The organism is Psychrobacter coccoides, assembly GCF_017498085.1.
GTDB classification, from domain to species: Bacteria; Pseudomonadota; Gammaproteobacteria; order Pseudomonadales; family Moraxellaceae; genus Psychrobacter; species Psychrobacter coccoides.
Genome location: NZ_JAGBKM010000004.1, coordinates 1 through 21,189 on the forward strand (window position 1 = coordinate 1; position 21,189 = coordinate 21,189).

Genomic DNA, 21,189 nt, shown 5'->3' on the forward strand with positions numbered 1-21,189 from the left:
CTTGTGCCCATTTTTTCTCAATGGGGTTAAGATCAGGGCTATAGGGTGGCAGCCATAGAATGCGATGACCATGTCTGTTGAGCAGTTTTTGGATACGTCTGCTTTTATGAAACCTAGCGTTATCCATAACGATCACGCATTTAGTCTTGAGACTTGGAATAAGTGTGATCTTACACCAGTCATAAAATATATTGCTATTGATATTCTGTTCAAAGTAATCAAGCGCAAACAGCATCTTGTTATAAAGAGCACCGATGACGTTAGTTCTCTTTTTTGCTTGCCAGTTGTAGCTGTCGATACAGGGTGTACCAATCGGTGCATAGCCATGAGAGCGGATGGTCTCGTGCTCAAAGCCGCTTTCATCCATATAGATAATGGGATAGCCTTGCTGCGTAAAGCGATCAAGTTTACTCTGATAAGCCACTCTTTTTATCAGGCAGGCTTTTGGATGCTCTAAGGTCTTTTTTTTGACTGATACCTAGACGTTTTAAAGCAGTGTGCATGCCGGTCTTACTACAGTTGAATCGCCTAGCTCGCTCGTACAGATAATCGTCTGGATATTGTTCAACGTCTTTTAAGAGTGCTTCATTCGGTATTTTAGTTGGTGATTTATCTCGAGTTTGTTTGATACTTGGGTTTCTCAGCCAGCGCTGTAATGCGGTTTTGCTAACATTATAGAAAGTACAAGCCTGACGGATACTCATGTCTTTGTTTTTGACACTTTTAATCACTTGTGCTCGAAAATCTGCTGAATAGGTCATTTGTTCTTCTGCTATTTCGCTTGCTTTAAAACGATTGTATCTTATTTAAAAAGAACTGACTATACCTTTAAATAGTAGGCGAATTATTCTGTTTATTTTTGCTACTGCGACATTTTGGCTGCTATTTGGCAGCTCGCTTGGTCTAATTGCCTCGCTAAAGATGCATTTGCCTGATTGGCTAAATGGTATGGAGGCGCTAACCTTTGGTCGTATCAGACCGATGCATCTCAACCTTGTGATATATGGTTGGCTGTCTCTTGGGGGATTGGGTCTGTCGCTATGGCTCATTCCGACCATATTTTCTACTCACTTGCGTTTGCCCATACTGGCGTTTGCAGGAGCGGTGATTATGAATCTCGCTGTAGCAGCAGGCGCATGGGCGATAGGCACTGGTTGGACGGATGGGCTTGAGTGGCTAGAGATTCCGTGGCAAATCGACATATTTATAGCCCTTGCGGTGTTTTTATTTGTGATACCGCTGTTGGTCACGGCATGGCATCGTGAAGTGCGCCACATCTATGTTACCGGTTGGTATTACCTTGGGGCCATGGTCTGGTTTCCGATTTTATTTATCGTTGCCAACCTTCCGGGCCTGCATGTCGGTGCGCAGCAAGGTACTGTGAACTGGTGGTTTGCACACAACGTCTTAGGGCTTTGGCTGACTCCGATAGGGGTTGGGGCGGCTTACTATTTACTGCCGCGCATTATCGGTAAACCAATATATTCTTATAGCTTATCGCTAGTGGGTTTTTGGGCATTGGCGCTGTTTTATAGTCAAGTTGGTATTCATCATCTAATCGGTGGTCCGGTACCGACTTGGGTGGTGACGCTCTCTATTGTGCAATCGTTGATGATGTTTGTGCCTGTGATTGCGGTTGCTATTAACCAACACCCTCTTTGGCTTGGAAATCTCGATGTATTTAAAGCCAGTATTCCCCTAAGGTTTGTGGCCATTGGGGCGCTCATGTATACCGCTGCGTCTTTTCAAGGCTCTCTTGAAGCCCTACGCTCGGTCAACTCAGTGACTCACTTTACTCATTATACGGTTGGTCATGCTCACTTAGGTACTTATGCTTTTGTGACCTTTGTTCTGTTTGGTGCCATGTACTATGTCATTCCACGACTGATAGGAAGGGTCTGGCCGTATCCAAAGCTGATGACAGTGCATTGGTGGCTGGTGGTTATCGGCTTTAGTATTTACTTCATTTCCTTGACTACTGGTGGCTGGTTACAGGGTAAGGCCATGCTCGATCCTGCACGCGACTTTATGGAAAGTATGGAGCTGACGGTACCTTATTTGACTGGACGTTCGGTTGGTGGTTCGTTGATGGTTTTAGGTCACTTTGTCTTTGCAGCCAATATGATCGCTATGTTGGCAGGAAAAGGTAAAAAGCGTCAAGCAGGACCAGGACTGCTAGAAACCCAACCTACAGCGCAGCTAGAGAAGTGAGGAGACACAGATGAACCGCTTTATTCCATTGATGTTACTGTCAGCTGCTATTTTGGCATTTGCCACTGTGTTTTTGGTCATATTGCCTGCCGATGAGATTCGTACGGCAGCCCCAGCACCTGGGCTTGAGCCTTATACCGAAAGCCAGCTACGTGGACGTGCCAAGTATGTGGATCTTGGCTGTGTTTATTGTCACAGTCAGCAGCCTCGTGCGCCTGAGCAAGCCCCTGATGTGCAGCGTGGTTGGGGTCGACCCTCTACTGCCTCAGATTATGCTTATGATGAGCCGCACTTGCTCGGGACTATGCGCACTGGTCCAGATCTGCTAAATATTGGCGCTCGTATGCCCAGTCGTGACTGGCATCTTACCCATCTTTATCAGCCACGTGCCATTCATCCAACCTCCATCATGCCAAGCTATCCTTTTTTGTTTGAGACCAAAACTGAGGCCAGTCCAGATGATGTCGTCGTCCGGCTGCCAAAAGCATATCAACCTTCAGACAAAGTAGTCGTGGCGAGTGATGAAGCGCTTGATCTGGTAGATTATTTACTTGGTCTTGATCGAACTTATCCTGCTGCTAATCCTGAGCTACGTGATCATGGATATTCGCCCGACAGGGGGACCTACGAATGAAAAAACGTAACAACAAACTCACTAAAGACTTTGGCTCAGCGGTCAGAAATGTCGACGATAAGTTTGAGCCTTCTGAGCTGCAAAACCCAGTGCCTTGGCCTTTTATCGCCATAGCCGTCGCACTTGCAATATTTGGTGGCTTTACCCTTTATCTTGATGCACAGGCCACCGATGATGGTGGCGATGAGCAATTGGCAAAAACAGTAGCCGATAAAGACACAGCGCCTGCTAAGGTCACTGCTGCCGACATGGATGAGGCTGATGGGGATATGACGGCAGCCCAAGGCGCTGCGCTTTTTGCGACTCATTGCGCCACCTGTCATCAGACCAACGGCTCTGGCGTGCGTGGTGCTATCCCGCCCCTTGATGAGTCACGCTATGTATTGGCTGAGGCAACGGCTCCAATTGCTATATTGTTGCGTGGTATCTCAGGCCCTATCGAGGTCAAAGGCAATACCTATAATGGCCGCATGCCAAGCTTTTACGCCACACTTGATGACAAAGAAATTGCGCTGATCTTAACTCATGTCCGTAGCAGCTGGTCAAACGCAGCGGAGGCAGTGACAGCCGAGCAAGTGGCGAGGACTCGTCAAGCGTTTGCAGGCAATCTTAATCAGCCATGGCAAGGTGGCTTTGAGCTACAAAGCGTCTTTGGTATCGCATCGGTGAGCTCAGATCCAATACAGGCTCAAACGGAAGTGACTGCGCAACATGCAGAAGATCAGGAGGTCGCACAATGAAAGTAGTTATGCCAATACTCCCTATCGCGCTATCGCTGCTATTTTTAGCGGCTTGCTCCAAGGCCGACAACAAGGTGGACGGTGAACAGATTGACTGGCGAGCGGCAGAGAACTATGCTGCTGCCGCTACGACTGCTGATCCCAATAGCGTCATGCCTTTGATTGTCGGCCAAAAATCATCGGCTGGTACAGAAGCAGCTCAAGACCCTTGGGCCTGTGCCTCTTGTCATGGCGATAGCGGCCAAGGTGCACAAGACATTCCTCGCTTGGCGGGCGTGTCAGCAGGTTATCTGATTAAGCAGTTACACGACTACAAAAGCGGTGTACGTACCAATGACAATATGCAATATGTGGTCTCCACATTAACTGATGAGCAGATGACGGCGCTTGGCGCTTACTACGCCAGCATTGAAACCTTGCCTTCGGCCAAGGCTTCTTTGGGCGGCGATCTTGAGCGTGGACGAGAGCTGGCATTGGCTGGCGACTGGACGGTTGACCTGCCCTCATGTTTCTCTTGTCATGGTCCACTGGGATGGGGGGTTGGCGAGACGTTTCCTGCCATCGCAGGACAGCATCCGGCTTATACACACAGTCAGCTTGCTGCTTGGAAGTCAGGTCAGCGTGCCAACTCACCACTGGGTTTGATGCACTCTGTCGCCGAGTCCCTCTCAGAACAAGATATGCGAGCGGTGTCTGATTATCTTGCGACGCTACCCCCACCTCAGTTACGCAGCCTCAATGATACCAAGGCTAATAACGCTGACAATGCTGGCAACGCTGATTAGGAGGATCAAAGATGTCTGAAAAAAAACAGTACGAAAACGAAACAAGAAGCGGAAGTGCTGTCAAGCGTTGGCTGTATGCAGGCTTCGGTGCTTTGATTCTTAGTCTCATCATCATATATCTGGCTCGAATAGATGCTGTCAATCGGTTTATGGGTACGGCTGATGAAGTGGGTAAGGCGCAGCAAGCGACGGAACAGATAGAAGCCGCCCGTAAAGAGTTTTTACAGACCAGTGATGCGCTCAGCGTAGATAACAGTATCTCTGGCTTAAATATCCCAACAGACCCAGAAGGCTTTTTTGCGCCGCCTAACGAAAGTGAAATCCCAGATAATGAGTTTGGCGACTCTATTATCCGTGGACGTGAGATCTTTTTAAACCCTGGTGCTAATGCAACAGCGTTTGTGGGCAACTCACTTGCCTGTGCCAACTGCCATCTAAACGCTGGACAGCAAGCTCACTCAGCGCCGATGTGGGCGGCGGCAGGTATGTACCCCACTTATCGTGGCAAAAACAAAAAGATTAACACCATGGAAGATCGAGTAAATGGCTGCTTTACTTACTCGATGAATGCGCCCAACAGTCCGTCAGGTGGGCCGCCACCAGAGGGGCACCAAATCTATAAGGACTTGGAGAGCTATTTTCACTGGATGGCAACTGGCGCACCAAACCGAGTAGATTTGCCTGGCTCTGGTTATCCTGAGCTTGATGAGCCTGAAGCAGGCTATGATGCGGGACGTGGCGAAAAAGTGTTTGAAACTCAGTGTGCGGTCTGTCACGGTGACGAGGGTCAAGGACGCCAAGATATGAATGGGCGTTATGTGTTCCCGCCACTTTGGGGGCCTAACTCCTATAACTGGGGCGCCGGAATGCACCGAGTGAATACCGCCGCTGGATTCATTTACGCTAATATGCCGTTAGGTTTGCCTTTTTCATTAACGGAACAAGAGGCATGGGATGTCGCTGCTTATATCAACAGTCATGAGCGCCCCGCAGACCCACGGCAACCTGATGAAGAATTGAGTGTCGCTCAAGCGGCAGAGCATTATCATGATCACAAATGTTACTACAATAAAGAAGTACAGGGTCATGTCATCGGTAAAGGCGTCAGCGCTGATCCAGAGGCAGTGCCCTCTTCTACAGGCACTGTCGTGCCGGAGCATTAACGATGACTGCTGCGCCAGAGTTTGACCCCGCTACCCTCGATGGCCTTGATCGTGGCATTATTGGGATAGATGGGCTTTGGTGCCCAAGCTGTGCGGCGGCTGCAGGCCGTGCCATGACTAAAGTACCGGGAGTAACCAGCGCTGAGGTTTCTTATGCTGGTGCGTCAGTTGCGCTTGCTTGGGAGCAAGGCACTGATCTTGGTGCAGTAGCACGCAAGGTCAGCGCTATGGGATACCGCTTGACTGCGCCTGATATGGGTGATGATATGGAGGCACGAATCGTCGCCGAGATGCGCCGTGTCTCTATTCGTCTGGTGGTGGCGATTGTCTTTGGTATGTGGACGATGGTGCTATCCATCTTACTCTATATAAACCCTGACAATATAGCAACAGGTGAGATTGGACGGGCACTTGCAATGGCAGCAGGAGCAACAGCGCTACCTGTGGTCATCTGGGCAGGAGCGCCTATTTTACTGGCAGGGTGGCGAACCGCTCGTGTGGGTGTACCGGGCATGGACAGCCTCGTCGGTCTTGGCGTTCTCGGTGCCATGGTGGCATCCATTTGGTCACTCGTGGCTGGCCACTCAGAGATATGGTTTGATACTGCTGTCATGCTGGTGATACTGTTGACCTTAGCACGGTTGGTAGAGATGAGCACCCTGCGCCAATCTAGTCGAGCTATCGCAGCACTTCGCACCGCCCTGCCCGAAACCGCTCGCCGCATCGATACTCATGGTGTTGCGCATGAGGTGTTAGCCTCTGAGATTCAAGCAGGAGAGCACATTCGAGTGGCTGCTGGTGAGCGTGTACCTCTTGATGGTCAGTTAATTAACAATGATAGCAGTTTTGACACCAGTATCATGACTGGGGAATCGGTACCACGTACTATCGTCAAAGGTGACTTTGTAGAAGCAGGATTCATCAATCTGTCACGTATGATTGAAATAAGCGTCAGCGCTGAGATAGGCAAACGCCGAATCGATGTTATGGGTGTAGATATTGCCAATGCCCTCCATGCCCGCCCTGAGATCCATCGACTGGCAGATAAGCTTGCCCGTGTGATCGTGCCGCTTGCCATTACGCTCGCTACGTTGACGCTGGTTGTTGGACTACTTATGGGGCTGTCTGGAGAAGATGCCAGTCTGCGAGCCCTGTCGGTGCTCATTATCGCTTGCCCTTGTGCGGTCGCCATTGCGGCTCCTGTCTCTCATTTAGCAGCGACTGGCGCAGCAGCAGCCTCAGGTATTCACTTTCGCACACATGCAGCATCTGAAAGCCTTGGTGCCATACGCCGAGTACTCTTTGATAAGACAGGAACTTTGACAGAAGGAAGGCCGGTACTTCGAGAGTTACAGCTGCGCCCAGACCTAAAGCGTGAGCGCATCTTGGCCCTGGTAGCAGCCGCAGAAAACGAAGTGGTGCACCCAGTCGCCGAAGCGCTGCGTCAAGCGGCCAAGGATAGTGAGCCACTAAAGTCGTCACAGTCTGAGCGTTGTGATGATGGGGTGAAAGCAACTATAGCCGATAAAAAGGTATTGGTAGGTAGCCGTGGGTTTTTATTACGTCATGCTGTCTCCTTGCCTGAGTTAAAGCAAGATGCTGGCTTGACGGCAGTTTATATGGCAATTGATAATGCTTGGGCAGCCACCTTTTTCTTAGGGGATACGCTACGTCCAGACGCCGCAGCCACGATATCACAGCTTAGAGAGGCAGGTTTGACACTTGGTATGGCAAGCGGCGATGCGCCCGCTCCCTGTCATCACGTCGGCGCTATAGCAGGGCTACGGCCAGAGGAGATTCTCGCGGCTTGTACTCCTGAGGACAAGGCTGAACTGGTCGAGGCAGGCGCTGGACCTACTGCGTTTGTCGGCGATGGGGTCAATGACACGCTGGCTATCGTGCGTGCTGATGTCGGCATCGCTGCGAGCAACGCCTCCCCTGCCACCATTGCTTTAGCGGATGTGGTGATTGCAAAAGGGGGCATGACTGCAGTAGGCGAAGCCATCGCCATCTCACAAAAAGCCCGCCGTGTATTGCGACAAAACCTGGTGTTTTCTGTGGTCTATAATGTATTGGCGCTGGGCTTAGCGGTTTTTGGTACCGTGCCACCACTAGCTGCAGCAGTGGCCATGGCGGCAAGCTCATTAATGGTGATTACTAATGCTGCTCGCTTGCGGGCAGGGGCTTCTAAAATCAAGCCGTCGACCGAGCATAACACTGGCACGCCTGCAGAGCGTCGACACCTCGGCGTACAAACTTAGGGTTCTGAGGTGCTCAAACCTGCAGCGCTTAAACAAAGCTAAATTAACTTGAGAATAGCAGCATAGTGATATACTCAATTGACCACACAAGCCCTATTTACAATTTAGTAGCATAGGTTTACCACTGTTATATAGAGCAGCGCCAGAGATTTGTTATGCTAATCAAGTCATATGATGAACAAAACATACTAAAAAACCGACAACAAAGGATGTGCTATGAAAACGTTATATTCTACTAAAGCCACGACTACTGGCGGCCGTGCTGGCTCTTCAAGCCTAAATGACAGCGACCTTAATATCAATATGGTGCCGCCGGGTTCTGGTAAAGACGGCAATAACCCAGAGCAACTATTTGCCATGGGCTATAGTGCTTGTTTTGGCGGTGCTCTTGGTGCCGTACAACAGATGGAAAATGCCAAGTTTGACTCAACCACCCAAGTAGAAGTAGACCTGCTACAAGGTGAGGGGCATGATTATCAACTGGCAGCAAAAATTCATGTGATTGGTGAAAATACGGATTTGTCTGCTGATGAGTTCCAAAAGCTGGTCGAAAAGGCGCACCAAGTTTGCCCATATTCAAAAGCGACACGAGGCAATATTAATGTCGAAGTGACCTCAGAAGTCAAATAAATATTTGATCATCCTAAGATCATTCAATAACAAGAACTCAGCTGGTCTGGGTTCTTTTTTTGTGGTCAGTCATTCGGCACGCCTCACTTTTATCGCTATAATGGGTTATGTTTTTTATTTAAACGATAAACAGAGACTTTTATGACGGACAATGACCACAACTCGCACACGCCTATCGACCCTGATATGCGCCCAAACTTCGATGCTATGCCCAATGTGGCCATGATGGATACCAGCCACGTCGACAAAGACCAGCCACCTTTTGTCTTGGTAGATGGTTCTTATTACCTGTTTCGCACCTATCATGCGCTACCCAAGACCATGGCCAATACGCAAGGCCTGACCACCAATGCCATCCGTGGCACATTAAATGCGCTACTTAAAGTCATGCGTCGTTATCACCCCACCCATATGGCCGTGTGCTTCGACACCAAATCTCCGACTTTTCGACATGCCATGTCTTCTGATTATAAAGCGGCTCGTCCGCCTATGGATCCTGAGCTGGTAGAGCAGATTCCATACATTCATCATCTAGTCGCCGCCCTTGGCATTCCTTTACTGCGTATAGAAGGCGCAGAGGCCGACGACATCATCGGGACACTTGCTTATCGTGCCGTTGAACAAGGGCATCACGTGGTCATCTCAACCGGCGACAAAGACATGATGCAGCTGGTCAATGATTGCGTGATATTAGAGGACAGCTTTACAGGTAAAGTCACTGATAGCCAAGCAGTGGTGGATAAGTTCGGTATCGAGCCCAGTCAAATGATTGATTTTTTGACATTGATGGGCGACTCATCAGACGGCATCAAAGGTGTGCCTGGTATCGGCAAAAAAACCGCTAAAGACCTACTGAATAAATATGGCAACATCGAAACCATGCTAGAAAATGTCGCTGAGATCAAAGGGCGCGCCGGCAAAAACCTAGTAGAGTATGCAGACGATATTCCATTCAATGCCCAGCTGGCTACTATCGTGACTGACTTAGCGGTTGGCCATGACTGGAGTGACCTCAAAATCAATACCGATCCGTGCGCCCACATCGAAAAGCTACGAGCGCTGTACACCGAGCTTGAGTTCAAAAACGAGCTGGCTTCTCTCGACCACCCCAACCACCCCGCCAATGGCTCGCAAAGTGTCGCTGACAGTCAAGCTGATGCTGAGTCGCAAGCCCAAGTCGCAAAATCCTTGCAATCGAGCAAGATTGAAAACATTAAAGACAGTAAGCGCCATGATAAAGCCTGGCACACCGTATTAGATGAGCCCGCTTTTGAGAGCCTACTTAAACAGCTGACAACCGCAGCGCACTTCGTCATCGACACTGAGACCACCAGTATGTACTGGCGTGAGGCTGAGCTTGTGGGGCTGTCTTTTGCTGTAAAAGCACATGAGGCCTATTATGTGCCGCTCACACATCGTCTAGAAGATGACGAGCTGACAACCAAACAGCTCGATCGTGATACTGTCCTTGCCAAACTTAAACCGATATTACAAAACCCTAATATCGGCAAAATTGGGCAACATCTCAAATATGACGCCCACGTTTTAAGCCATTATGATATTGACCTGCTTGGTAGTATCCATAGCAGTCCAAACAACTGGGCAATGGATACCATGCTCGCCAGCTATGTCATCAATGCTGCCATTACTCGTCACGGCATGGATGACTTGGCACGCCATTATTTGCAGACGCAGACCATCAGTTTTGAAGATGTCGCCGGTAAAGGCGCTAAGCAAGTAAGCTTTGATCAAGTGGCTATCGATATCGCCAGCGACTATGCCTGTGAAGACGCTGATATCACTTATCAGCTGTTTGATATCTTCCGTCAAAAGCTTGCTGAGAACGACACCAACTTTAGGTTACTTCATGAGCTAGAAATACCCACCGCTCAAATCCTATGTCAAATGGAAGCGCAGGGTATTTTAATCAAACGCTCGTTTTTGAATGAGCTCTCCAAACGTTTTGATGAAGAAATCATCGCCTTAGAAGCGCAAGCTCATGAACTGGCAGGAGAGACGTTTAATTTAGGTTCGCCAAAACAGCTTGGGGAAATGCTGTTTGAAAAACTGGGCGTTGCTGGTGGCAAAAAAACCAAATCTGGTCAATACTCTACCAGCGAGGCGGTGCTCTCAAAAATTGACCACCCACTTGTCGATATTACATTAGAATACCGCGGACTATCTAAGCTCAAAAGCACTTATACTGATGCGCTTGATAATGTCGCCGATGCTGAGACCGATCGTGTACATACCAGCTATCATCAAGCACTGACCAGTACCGGCCGCCTCTCCTCTACCGATCCTAACCTGCAAAACATCCCGATTCGTACTGCGACGGGGCGCCTGATTCGCCAAGCCTTTATCGCACCAAAAGGGCGAGTCATTTTGGCAGCGGATTACTCCCAAATCGAACTGCGCCTAATGGCACACTTCTCAGGTGACAAAAACCTCACTCGTGCCTTTAATGAAGGGCTGGATATTCACGCCGCCACCGCTGCTGAAGTACTGGGCAAAGAAGTCACTGATGTCACTGCCACCGAGCGCCGCAATGCTAAAGCCATTAACTTCGGGCTGCTCTACGGCATGAGCGCCTTTGGGCTCGCTAAGCAGCTACAGATGAGCCGAGGTGAGGCACAAGATTATATTGATATGTACTTTGAGCGCTACCCAGGGGTCAAAGAATATATGATGAATACCCGAGCCAGCGCCCACGAAAAGGGCTATGTCGAGACTATCTTGGGGCGCAAGCTCTACACTCCTGATATCAACCATAGCAACCGTATGGTCAAGCAAGGGGCTGAGCGAGCAGCCATTAACGCACCACTGCAGGGCTCAGCGGCTGACCTTATCAAGCTTGCGATGATTGCTGTCGATAAAGTACTGCCTAAGACGCAAGCAAAAATGCTGCTACAAGTCCATGATGAGCTCGTGTTTGAAGTAGACAGTGACAAAGTCGACGAGGTGAGCCAACTGATTACTGAGGCCATGCAAAATGTACTGACCGATACAGCAGTGGAGAAAGGCTGGCAGGTGAGCTTTGCGGTACCACTACTGGTGGAAACAGATAGTGGAAAAAATTGGGACGAGGCGCATTAACTAGAGCGTGTCTTCATCTAAAAAGTGGAGATAAAAATAAAACAAATGGCTGGGCAATTTGCTTGGCCATTTTTAATGCCGCCCTATATCTTCGGTACACTCTAAAAATGTCATAGAGCTACTGGAATGCTTGCTGTTCAACATATAGCTTGCGCAACATCAAAGATAGCAGTATGCCAGTAAAACTTATACCAGTGGCGCATTTAAATCCATAACAGTGTTACATTCAGCTGACTATATTTAAGCTTGTCTTGTTTGTCTCTGTATCTAAAAACCAATAAAAACATACTTTCATGAAATCATATCGATTATACACTCTTACCTTTTATACTCTCGTAAGTGTCAGTTTGGGCTTGCCAGCCATGGCAGAGACTGCTGCTGATGACCAAGCCAATCAAGCAAGCCAAACTGACTCTAACGACCAAACCCATAACCAAGACGCTGACCTATCGCCCACTCCAGATAGTGACGCTTGGGGCTGGACAGATGAGAAAAGGCAAGAGGTTAAAACGCAGTTAAATCATTGGGCGCATAACATGGATGGCTGGTTTGGTGAGCCTGATCCAAAAAAACCCGCTAGAGCCAGTCTGCGCTTGGTCTTGGATACGCACTGGGCAAACGATCCAGTAGAAGGCCAAGAGACAAGGGTTGAGCCAAGGGTTCGTGGTCGCCTGCGCTTGCCCGTGCTGGAAGAACGTTTGAGTTTGATCATTGGTGATGAGGAGCTTGACGAAGACACTTTTTTAAAGCAAAGCGCAACAGCAGATGCCCGCCCAACCAATTCCAACCAGCTCATCAATAGAAGAAAAACACGAGAAGACAATACCTCTATTGCTCTACGCTGGTCACGATTTGATGATGCTATTGAGGAGCAGTTGGGCGTGAAAACCGATGTCGATCTTGGCGTTCGATCTGTCGATGATATTTATGTCAAAGTGAGCGTAGATAAAAACTGGTACGAGGGCCCTAAAGTCACGGTAAGTAACGATAACTTTTATCGCTATGGGCTTGATAGTGAGCATTATGTGAGAGGAGGCCTCACGCTAAAGTACGCCGCAGATGCCAATCGTTTCATCAATAACCGCACTACCCTTCGCTATCGCAATCGAGACGATGAAGAGAGCACCGATTGGAACAATGATCTACGGCACGTCCATCACTTAGGGAAAGAAAAAAAGCTGGCTTATGGCATCTCTACCAGTGGCTATTTTGATCAAAACAAATCAACACTAAACAGCTATGGTCCTGCGATTAGCTATCGCCAGCCCATCTGGCGAGAATGGCTCTATATACAGACAGAGCTGAATTACTATAACGATAAAACGGAAGACAAAGACCACTACCCTGCTGCTTTATTACGGATGGAAGCCTTGTTTTAAATTAGACAGCTTACCAAATAGTTGAACGTGGCTGATGACCAATTGGTTCTATTTTTTAACACGGATTCGTATCAGATGGGCGTATAATAGGCACCATTACACTGGTTTTTTTATGTAAATTAGTGAGCCTCAGTGCTCACTTTTTTATATCGTAGGAGTTTCACATTTTTTCTGAAAATGGCATCATCGAAATCGTTAGTACTGTTATTTTAATTATCTGTCTGTTGCGCTGTATACAGTATGTCACGCAAAGCCAGATCAAATCAGCTCGTTATTTTTGGTTAGCAGGCGTACTGGTATTTTTTGCGGTTATTCGTAGAGAGTTAAACCATCTACCAGACTTATTTATCTCGAGTGACTTTTTACTGTTAAACCATACTTATGACTGGTGGGAGGATAGTGTCCTTACTGTCGTTTATCTTCTGATCGTTGGGCTATTGGTTTATGCACAGCAATACCTGCGGGCGGTCATAAAAAAAGTACCTCTAGCACTATATCTCATTGTCGGTGTATTGGCAGCAGTACAGTATATGGGAGAAAACGCCATCGTATTCCCTCATAGCCTTGGTGTGATGGTTGAAGAGTTGACTGAGCTCATTATTTATAGCGTCACCCTACTATATCTATGGCGATTAAATGTAAATGACTACAGTCATCAGTCACAGCTTACCTTTGACTCTGAGCATCAAGTCGTTTCCTAGTAATTGCTCGTTTATAGTCGGAGCACTTTTAAACCGCTACGGTGTTACCCGCACTGGATATAGTCAGCTGAATGTAAAACTGTTATGGATTTAAACGCGCTACTGGTATAAATTTTACTGGCGTGCTGCGTACCTTCGATGCTGCGCAACCTATATGTTGAACAGCAAGCATCCCAGTAGCGCTATGACATTTTTAGAGTGTATCGACTATATACTTAGTGTACTATCTGCAGTCGGTCACCTTGTAGCAATTTTAAAACTCCTTGACTATAGATCACCACGTATCAACTACACAGCAAGCCCATCCTGCACAATGGCGGCGCATCATCAAACACATGCGGGCAAATTTGTTATACTGAGATTTATTGAACATCAGAGGACAAACCTATTGAAGTTTGTCCTCTGTCGTTTATGGCCTGCTAACAATCATTAAGTGAGTCTTTATGAACATATTAATTACTGGTGCGTCACGTGGTATCGGTCTGGCCACTGCCAAAAGGCTGGCCGAAAAAGGGCATAATGTGGGACTGTTTGCCACCAATACGGCCACGCTTACAGAGGCTATTAAAGACAAAGCCTTTAAAAAAGCATTGAAAAAAGACCGTGTGATTATCGGAGCGCTCGATGTCACCCAGCCCGATATGTGGGAAGAGGCTATTACTCAAATGGTTGAGGCCTTTGGTAGTATCGATGCTTTGATTAATAATGCCGGCGTACTCATTAGTGGCGCCCTACCAACCACTGATTTGGATGAGCAGCTGTCTTTGATTGATATCAACTGTAAAGGCGTGCTCATTGGTTGCCACAAACTGGCCCCTTATCTAGCAGATAGCAAAAACGGTAAAATCATCAACGTCTCTTCTGCTTCTGCTATCTATGGTCAACCTGAAGTCGCCGCTTATTCTGCCAGTAAGTTTTTTGTGCGGGGCCTAACTGAAGGCTTAAATATCGAGTACGAGAAACTGGGGGTTAAAGTGATCGATGTGATGCCGCTTTGGGTCAAGTCTGATATGACTAAAGATATCGAAGTCACCAGTATTGATCGTCTGGGCATCAATCTAACTGTCAATGATGTGGCCAAAACACTGGGCAAACTGACGGTTAGTCCAAACCGTAAGCTTAAAAGCACGCATTACTCGGTTGGCATGCCAGCCAAAGTCTTTCAAACCTTGGCACAAGTCACGCCAGATCCAATCATACGCTGGGTCAATACTAAGGTTGGGGCAAAATAACCTTTTGATTCGGGTCTGTTGGACAGTCAAGAGACCCGAAGCTTACGATACCTAAAGACGGCTACCAAATATCGGTGGCCGGTTTGCTGGCATCTCGAATCTTAACGGCTTGCTCGATTGTTTTACCCGTAAATACATTGTTTTCAATGACTGTATTTTTTACTGCGCCTGCTGAGCTGCTTTCTCGAACCTTTGAGCCAATACTAATGGGTAATCCCACCTCAGCAGCAAACTCATTTTCACTGATAAGCGTACCATCGTCTTCAGCGATAATACCTCGCTCTACCTGTTCAAAACGATTATTGATAATCTGATTGTCTTTAGCACTGTCTAAGTGATAGCTGGCAAAGAGCGTTTTTTTGATTAAATAAGCCCCGCAAGCGAAGCCCTTTAAATTGCGTGACTGTCTTGCTGCCACCCAAACACCGACTGGCTCATTTTCAAACACATTGCCTCGAATCACATTGTCACGACTCGACTCCGTGCGTTTAAAATGATTGCTGCGCGTTGGGTCATCTGCATGCTCAAAACAATTACGATACAGCAATATAGCGCCTGCACCATTACGAATGAAGCGACTGTTTTCGATAAGATTATGACTAGAAGAGTCGATTGCAATGGCTTCACGGTTGGGTTTGAGCGGGCGAAAGCCATTACCAACAAACACAGCGTTTTTAATCACATTATTGCGACTGCCGAATTCTAAGTATAGACCAACGGTACCAGAGTTTTGAATGTGTATGCGATCAAAAGTCACATCATGCACATGATCACCAACAAACATGCCACTATTGATACTATTTTGACTGCTGACATTGATGATATGAATGTCCCTTGGAGCCAACGCTCGATTGGCAGCAGGATCTATATGCCCTCGCCTATATCGCTGATTTGGCGGGCTAAATTGACGAATGTGCAGCGCATGACCATAGCCTTGTACATGGCAGTTGGCCACCGTGATATCTTCGATAGCTGTGTCTGTTTTTGGCTGAATGGTAATGGCACTTGTCGTTGACTGATCGTCAGTCATGGTACTCATCGTTGCCCCCTGACAGTCAAGTGAGCTGTGAGAGTCATTCAGCTCAAAGCGTACTGACTGCCCTGATAAGCCACACGCTTTACTCAATACACTATGCCCTTGTATTACCACCGTCTGCTTGGGCATCAGCTGAGCGCACTCTATTATCGTCGTCGCTGAAGGCAAATTGGCATCAACCGTTAATGGCTGTGTTAAGGCGATATCATCATAATTTGCATCGTCACTAGCGAAAGGCGTGCGCTCACAAGCGGTCAAGCCTGATATCACCTTTATCATTGCTACTGTCATGAGTAACTTATGCCTGACTATCATTGCAGCGCCCTTATTTATTGCTTGTCTTACATTTTTTGAACATCCTGTGACACCTTATCACTAGTAGCCATGACCATAACACGGCACAATGACACTCATGACTTATTAGATATTAACTTGGCTTGGATACGCAGCATAGATATTAGAACATAGATACTAAAACGATAATGGAACATAGACGCTAGATAACTTAAATAACTCAGCGTATTTAGTCCTTAATTAAATAACAGCTAATAACAATCACAAATAAGATGAAAGGAATGATGTATGGATAATTCAAAAACCCCACTCCCAAATGAGCAAGATCGTATCGACGGCAATGACAATCAGCAGGTCGATTTGGACAACCCGATGTTGCACACGATTGACAATGAAGATGTGATTGACAATAGCGCAGGGTTTGATAATTCAGAAGTCGGTACTGGCGCTACTCAGGGCCTTACGCCTATGCACCGTCAAAACGTCGATGAAGAGCAAGTGCCTGAACTGCTGGTTGAAGGCAATCTAGATGATACTGATTATCCTGATATCGTCGATATCGCTGATAAAGAAGCCGCTGAACGCACCAATGAGGGCGACTTATAAGCCACTTACATCAGCTGACTTTTTATAGTGAAAAGCCCACTCTTTAGTTTGAGCGGGCTTTTTCATTGTCATCTGTATTCTTAATCAGTACCGCTAAGGCTCATGTATTCGATAACGGCTGATTTGTCCAGACATCACGATAACTGGTGTAGTAAGTCAATAACAGAACAGGAAGCACCAACAGTATGCCCAGACCTAAAGTCAGGGTCATCAGTACTGGCAGCAAGATAATACATACCAAACCATAGACCAGTATGGGCATGATATTAATAACGCCTGCACGGAAGCTCTTTTTCATTGCTGTAATGGCATCAACATCGTGCAAGCTCACCAATGCCGGAGCGAACCAAACGGCCATATACAAGGGAATCATGAGCAACATAGAGAGCAGATAACCGAAGAACAAGCCACCCATAGAGACATTATTCATCGCTCCATAGGTATTGCCCATATTGCCTGTCATCATCGAAAACCACATACTGCCCATAGCGATAAATAATGGAATCATAGCAATTATGATACCTACCAAATACACCAATCCGACTATGGCTAACGGCTGCCAGTGACTTTTAAACGCTGAAAACAGATGATCAAAGCGCAATTCATCCCCTCGTGCTTGTATCGCCGCCCCTTTGACAATACCAGCAATAAAGATAAAGACCATGGGAATCAGTAAAATACTGAGCAAGGGAATTGAGGAGACAATAGCCATAATGACCAAAAACGTCACACTGATACCAAGCCATAAAAGCGGCTGACTTTTGAACAATCCAAATGCTTTGACAATCCAGCTTATACCAGCCGCCGCACCACATTTGCGCGGGGTTGCTAGGAGCTGTGGCAATGGGTTGCCATAATCATCGGTAGGTGGCAGATATGGCGGTTGGCCATTGGGCTTTTGTAACGACACATTGAGTGGTGGCTCGTTAGGGACAGACATCATATACCTCAAAAAAATAAAACAACAATAGATTAAGCCCAACCAGCCAGCGTGCCTGCCCAGCCTTGTATCAGCGGCTTACTTAACGCTTCTAATAAATCAATATGCGCTTCATCTGCATTGAGTGCCGGGATATAGTGGTACTCTTGCCCGCCAGCATTTAGGAAGTTATCACGGTTTTCTATCGCTAACTCCTCTAACGTCTCTAGGCAGTCCGCAGAAAACGCAGGACTAACGACCTGTACCGAGCGTACGCCAGACTTACCCCAATCCTCTAGTACCACATCAGTATAAGGCTTGACCCACTCTTGCTTACCAAAGCGGGACTGGAAGCTGATAATCCATTCATCCTCACCCAGACCTAGTGCATGAGCCACTTGCGCTGCGGTACATTTACAGCGCTTAGGATAGGGATCTCCTTTATCAGCATAAGGCTGCGGGATACCATGGAAACTAAACATCAGCTTTTCAGGCTTGCCATGCTCAGCCTGAAACCGACGAATCGACTCCGCCAATGCTTGAATATACAGCGGATGAGCAAAGTAATCTTTCACAATCGTATAATTAGGCAAATTGCGCTGTTTAAGCGTCCACTTCGTCAATGCATCATAGACCGCACCGCCTGACGTCGCAGAGTACTGTGGAAACAGTGGTAAGATGACAAAATGATCCACACCTTCCGCACGCAAAGTATCCATCACATCAGGCAAACCTGGATTGCCATAGCTCATGGCAGGATGCACGGACACTCGAAACGGAGCGACGCTATCAGATAAGCGCGGCTGTAATAGCGCGACTTGTTTTTTTAGGATATTCCGAATCGGTGAGTCACCTTCCCAAATAGTGGCATAGGCTTCTGCCACACGCTTAGGGCGACTTGGCAATACAAATAAATTAAGGATAATCGCCCATAAAAATTGGGGAATCTCAATCACTCGTGGGTCTGATAAAAACTGCTTTAAGTAGCGTCGGACAGCGGGTGCAGTGGGCTCATCTGGCGTACCAAGGTTAACTAATAGTACAGCAATGCGTGGGGGTAATTCAGGTTTCATAATAGCACTACTTTATCGATAAATGGTTAAAGAGGATTATTAAGGGATTATTAATTTAACACCTTATTAGTGTAGCACTTACCTGTTAATGACGCACCGAAAACGCTGTATTTATACGATTTAATACGCCCATTATCATAAAGTCTGAGTATGATGGTTGTACTCATGCCCACATCGCCATACAATAGACGCACATGACGATATACCAATTCATATCAATTGGCACACATCATATATAGAGGTATAGCTGTATTGTTTATAAATCACGGCTGTATCAGTCATTATGTAGATAACTGTTGTCTAGCGAGGTAGCTTTGAGAGCACGTACCGATAGTACTGGTCATTCCCCCAAAGATCGTTCTAATGTGGATAACCCTATTATAGATCGCTCAGCCACTGAGCCCGGCTCAGTAGGTATCGTCACCCCTCAAACGTTGCATTTTGCAGAGCCGTTGACCTTGGAGTGCAATCGCACCTTGCCTTCATTTGACTTGGTCATCGAGACCTATGGGACACTTAATAGCGACAAATCTAATGCTATTTTGATCTGTCACGCCTTATCTGGCAGTCATCATGCGGCAGGGTATCATAGCAGCGACGACAAAAAAGCAGGCTGGTGGGACAATATGATTGGTCCTAATAAAGCTATCGATACCAATCAGTTTTATGTGGTATGTGTCAACAATATCGGTAGCTGCTTTGGCTCTACAGGTCCGACGACCATTAACCCTGATAGCATCAAAAACGGCGGCGAACCACAAGTCTATGGCCCTGACTTTCCACTGGTGACGATAAAAGACTGGGTAAAAACCCAAGCGCTGCTTTCAGACCGACTGGGTATCGACGTCTGGCATGCTATCGTTGGTGGCTCTATGGGCGGCATGCAAGCCATGCAGTGGTCGGTTGACTATCCCGACAGGCTCAAGCGCTGCGTCGTCATTGCCAGTACCCCAAAGCTGTCAGCACAAAACATTGGCTTTAATGAGGTCGCTCGCCAATCTATCTTGTCCGATCCAGACTTTAAAGATGGGCGCTATTTACAGGCCGGCACTTATCCTCGCCGCGGGCTGATATTGGCACGCATGGTTGGCCACATCACCTATCTGACCGATGATGCGATGAAGGCCAAATTCGGCCGTGACCTAAAGTCTGGCAAGTTTATGTATGGCTATGATGTTGAGTTTCAGGTCGAGAGCTACTTGCGTTATCAAGGCGAACGCTTTAGCAAAAACTTCGATGCCAATACTTACCTGCTGATGACCAAAGCACTAGATTACTTTGATCCAACTCGTGATTACGCTGAGCCTGACGATGACAAGCAGGCGGAACACCCTATAGACAGCACCAATGCTGATGAAAACCTCAGCGCTGATAACGCTACCGATGGACAAGCTGATAATGACCGTCAACATGAGTTTAATGCCCTAAAAACGGCCTTTGCTCATACCAAATGTCAGTATTTGGTGGTGTCATTCACCACTGACTGGCGCTTTGCCCCTGAGCGCTCACAAGAGATCGTCGATGCGCTGATGGCGACAGGCAAACCTGTCAGCTATATCAATGTCGATGCGCCGCATGGTCACGATTCTTTTTTATTTAATATTCCACGCTATATGGGCGCTGTCAGAGGGTTTTTAAATGCGCCCTTCATTACCAATCAGCAGGCGACAAAAGGAGCGCAGTCATGAGAATGGATCATCAGTTAGCTGAACGCTGGATTGCGCCAAAATCACACATTCTTGACTTAGGCTGTGGTAATGGCGAGCTGCTCGCCCATCTACAGCAAAACCTAGGGGTCACCGGATACGGAATCGAGATTGATGAAGAAAAAATCAATGAAGCCATTGGTAAAGGCCTGTCTATCGTCGAGCAAGATCTGAACGACGGTCTTGGCCGTTTTGCTGATGATAGTTTTGATACCGTGGTGATGGCGCGGGCATTACAAGCGGTGATCGCCCCTGATATCCTGCTACTCGATATGCTGCGAGTCGCTCGTGAGGCCATTATTACCTTTCCCAACTTTGCTCATTGGCAAAACCGCCTACATTTAGGTCTAAAAGGGCTCATGCCTGTCTCAGAAGCCCTGCCTTATGAATGGTACAACACCCCTAATATCCATTTATGTACCTTTAAAGATTTTGAACAACTGTGTAGCGAGCGTGATATCGATATTATCAGTCGTTTTGCGGTTAGTGATTCAGACAAAGGTCACTCTCCTTTGATGACGACATTGATAAAACAAGCGCCCAACTTACTGGCCGATGTTGCCATCTATCGTGTGACCAAGCACAGATAAGATGTAACGCAGAGAACACGACAAGTAAGACCAACATCAAACATAGGTCCAGCAGCTCATGCGCTTTACAGGCTTTTTGCTGAGTTAGTGTGTCGCTTAATGACCGTCTACTTATCGTATATATTTACTTGCT

The 21,189-nt window shown here is 47.3% G+C and carries 19 protein-coding genes; 14 read left to right on the forward strand and 5 right to left on the reverse strand.

Annotated elements, in window-relative coordinates; genetic code table 11:
- Nucleotides 1-424, reverse strand: a 424-nt coding sequence (locus J3492_RS03350) for an IS630 family transposase (protein WP_207988744.1), incomplete at its 3' end; no start/stop codon positions are given.
- A complete protein-coding gene (locus tag J3492_RS03355) occupies nucleotides 408-761 on the reverse strand; it encodes an IS630 transposase-related protein (protein WP_207988742.1) in 354 nt (117 codons plus the stop codon). The genes J3492_RS03350 and J3492_RS03355, both read right to left, overlap by 17 nt.
- 88 nt (nucleotides 762-849) lie before the next feature.
- On the opposite strand from J3492_RS03355, the gene J3492_RS03360 reads away from it, so the two are divergent.
- From J3492_RS03360 to J3492_RS03410, 11 genes are all read left to right on the forward strand, one after another.
- Nucleotides 850-2,211 carry a cbb3-type cytochrome c oxidase subunit I gene (locus J3492_RS03360; RefSeq protein WP_279381139.1) on the forward strand — a complete coding sequence of 454 codons (1,362 nt, stop codon included), beginning with the start codon at nucleotides 850-852 and terminating at the stop codon, nucleotides 2,209-2,211.
- A 10-nt stretch (nucleotides 2,212-2,221) separates the two neighbouring features.
- Complete coding sequence (locus tag J3492_RS03365) at nucleotides 2,222-2,845, forward strand: cbb3-type cytochrome c oxidase subunit II (protein ID WP_207989888.1); 624 nt, start codon at nucleotides 2,222-2,224, stop codon at nucleotides 2,843-2,845.
- The gene (locus J3492_RS03370; protein WP_207989890.1) at nucleotides 2,842-3,585 is read left to right on the forward strand and encodes a c-type cytochrome; all 744 of its coding nucleotides are present in this window, start codon (nucleotides 2,842-2,844) and stop codon (nucleotides 3,583-3,585) included. Before J3492_RS03365 ends, J3492_RS03370 begins: the two co-directional genes overlap by 4 nt.
- Nucleotides 3,586-3,593: 8 nt before the next feature.
- Nucleotides 3,594-4,370 (forward strand): c-type cytochrome, encoded by a 777-nt coding sequence (locus J3492_RS03375; RefSeq protein WP_207989892.1) that lies wholly within the window; start codon nucleotides 3,594-3,596, stop codon nucleotides 4,368-4,370.
- 11 nt (nucleotides 4,371-4,381) lie between these two features.
- Nucleotides 4,382-5,533, forward strand: coding sequence for a c-type cytochrome (locus tag J3492_RS03380; protein ID WP_207989894.1), 1,152 nt, complete (start codon nucleotides 4,382-4,384; stop codon nucleotides 5,531-5,533).
- 2 nt (nucleotides 5,534-5,535) lie between these two features.
- Nucleotides 5,536-7,794 carry a heavy metal translocating P-type ATPase gene (locus tag J3492_RS03385; protein WP_207989896.1) on the forward strand — a complete coding sequence of 753 codons (2,259 nt, stop codon included), beginning with the start codon at nucleotides 5,536-5,538 and terminating at the stop codon, nucleotides 7,792-7,794.
- Between the two features lie 216 nt (nucleotides 7,795-8,010).
- Entirely contained in the window at nucleotides 8,011-8,424 is a 414-nt protein-coding gene (locus J3492_RS03390) for an organic hydroperoxide resistance protein (RefSeq protein WP_207989898.1), read from the forward strand.
- A gap of 141 nt (nucleotides 8,425-8,565) precedes the next feature.
- A complete protein-coding gene (polA, locus tag J3492_RS03395) occupies nucleotides 8,566-11,520 on the forward strand; it encodes a DNA polymerase I (RefSeq protein ID WP_207989900.1) in 2,955 nt (984 codons plus the stop codon).
- A gap of 362 nt (nucleotides 11,521-11,882) precedes the next feature.
- Nucleotides 11,883-12,899 (forward strand): hypothetical protein, encoded by a 1,017-nt coding sequence (locus tag J3492_RS03400; protein ID WP_207989902.1) that lies wholly within the window; start codon nucleotides 11,883-11,885, stop codon nucleotides 12,897-12,899.
- 224 nt (nucleotides 12,900-13,123) lie between these two features.
- Nucleotides 13,124-13,600 carry a hypothetical protein gene (locus J3492_RS03405; protein ID WP_207989904.1) on the forward strand — a complete coding sequence of 159 codons (477 nt, stop codon included), beginning with the start codon at nucleotides 13,124-13,126 and terminating at the stop codon, nucleotides 13,598-13,600.
- Nucleotides 13,601-14,043: 443 nt separating this feature from the next.
- Entirely contained in the window at nucleotides 14,044-14,832 is a 789-nt protein-coding gene (locus tag J3492_RS03410; RefSeq protein WP_207989906.1) for an SDR family NAD(P)-dependent oxidoreductase, read from the forward strand.
- A 61-nt stretch (nucleotides 14,833-14,893) separates the two neighbouring features.
- On the opposite strand, the gene J3492_RS03415 is transcribed toward J3492_RS03410, so the two are convergent.
- On the reverse strand, nucleotides 14,894-16,159 hold the full coding sequence (locus tag J3492_RS03415) for a right-handed parallel beta-helix repeat-containing protein (protein WP_207989908.1): 1,266 nt from the start codon (nucleotides 16,157-16,159) through the stop codon (nucleotides 14,894-14,896).
- 291 nt (nucleotides 16,160-16,450) lie between these two features.
- Between J3492_RS03415 and J3492_RS03420 the strand changes: the two genes are divergently transcribed.
- Nucleotides 16,451-16,768, forward strand: coding sequence for a hypothetical protein (locus J3492_RS03420; RefSeq protein WP_207989910.1), 318 nt, complete (start codon nucleotides 16,451-16,453; stop codon nucleotides 16,766-16,768).
- Nucleotides 16,769-16,868: 100 nt separating this feature from the next.
- Here the strand turns inward: J3492_RS03420 and J3492_RS03425 are convergent, their stop codons facing one another.
- Together J3492_RS03425 and hemH are read right to left on the reverse strand one after the other, a co-directional pair.
- A complete protein-coding gene (locus J3492_RS03425) occupies nucleotides 16,869-17,708 on the reverse strand; it encodes a BPSS1780 family membrane protein (protein ID WP_207989912.1) in 840 nt (279 codons plus the stop codon).
- A gap of 32 nt (nucleotides 17,709-17,740) precedes the next feature.
- Entirely contained in the window at nucleotides 17,741-18,760 is a 1,020-nt protein-coding gene (gene hemH, locus J3492_RS03430) for a ferrochelatase (protein WP_207989913.1), read from the reverse strand.
- A 380-nt stretch (nucleotides 18,761-19,140) separates the two neighbouring features.
- Here hemH and metX point away from each other — a divergent pair, with 380 nt between their 5' ends.
- A complete protein-coding gene (gene metX, locus J3492_RS03435) occupies nucleotides 19,141-20,448 on the forward strand; it encodes a homoserine O-acetyltransferase MetX (protein WP_207990135.1) in 1,308 nt (435 codons plus the stop codon).
- Nucleotides 20,445-21,056: a methionine biosynthesis protein MetW gene (gene metW, locus J3492_RS03440; RefSeq protein WP_207989915.1), complete on the forward strand. Its 612-nt coding sequence runs from the start codon at nucleotides 20,445-20,447 to the stop codon at nucleotides 21,054-21,056. The genes metX and metW overlap by 4 nt, the downstream gene beginning before the upstream one ends.
- The last annotated feature ends 133 nt before the right edge of the window (nucleotides 21,057-21,189 follow it).

What these genes read in the sequence shown, in the direction of transcription:
- J3492_RS03365 (WP_207989888.1), top strand. Translation starts at nt 2,222, where the DNA reads ATGAACCGCTTTATTCCATTGATGTTACTGTCAGCTGCTATTTTGGCA.
- polA (WP_207989900.1), top strand. Translation starts at nt 8,566, where the DNA reads ATGACGGACAATGACCACAACTCGCACACGCCTATCGACCCTGATATG.
- J3492_RS03400 (WP_207989902.1), top strand. Translation starts at nt 11,883, where the DNA reads ATGGCAGAGACTGCTGCTGATGACCAAGCCAATCAAGCAAGCCAAACT.
- J3492_RS03380 (WP_207989894.1), top strand. Translation starts at nt 4,382, where the DNA reads ATGTCTGAAAAAAAACAGTACGAAAACGAAACAAGAAGCGGAAGTGCT.
- J3492_RS03385 (WP_207989896.1), top strand. Translation starts at nt 5,536, where the DNA reads ATGACTGCTGCGCCAGAGTTTGACCCCGCTACCCTCGATGGCCTTGAT.
- J3492_RS03410 (WP_207989906.1), top strand. Translation starts at nt 14,044, where the DNA reads ATGAACATATTAATTACTGGTGCGTCACGTGGTATCGGTCTGGCCACT.
- J3492_RS03420 (WP_207989910.1), top strand. Translation starts at nt 16,451, where the DNA reads ATGGATAATTCAAAAACCCCACTCCCAAATGAGCAAGATCGTATCGAC.
- J3492_RS03355 (WP_207988742.1), bottom strand. Translation starts at nt 761, where the DNA reads ATGACCTATTCAGCAGATTTTCGAGCACAAGTGATTAAAAGTGTCAAA.
- J3492_RS03415 (WP_207989908.1), bottom strand. Translation starts at nt 16,159, where the DNA reads ATGACAGTAGCAATGATAAAGGTGATATCAGGCTTGACCGCTTGTGAG.
- J3492_RS03375 (WP_207989892.1), top strand. Translation starts at nt 3,594, where the DNA reads ATGCCAATACTCCCTATCGCGCTATCGCTGCTATTTTTAGCGGCTTGC.
- J3492_RS03370 (WP_207989890.1), top strand. Translation starts at nt 2,842, where the DNA reads ATGAAAAAACGTAACAACAAACTCACTAAAGACTTTGGCTCAGCGGTC.
- hemH (WP_207989913.1), bottom strand. Translation starts at nt 18,760, where the DNA reads ATGAAACCTGAATTACCCCCACGCATTGCTGTACTATTAGTTAACCTT.
- metW (WP_207989915.1), top strand. Translation starts at nt 20,445, where the DNA reads ATGAGAATGGATCATCAGTTAGCTGAACGCTGGATTGCGCCAAAATCA.
- J3492_RS03390 (WP_207989898.1), top strand. Translation starts at nt 8,011, where the DNA reads ATGAAAACGTTATATTCTACTAAAGCCACGACTACTGGCGGCCGTGCT.
- J3492_RS03425 (WP_207989912.1), bottom strand. Translation starts at nt 17,708, where the DNA reads ATGTCTGTCCCTAACGAGCCACCACTCAATGTGTCGTTACAAAAGCCC.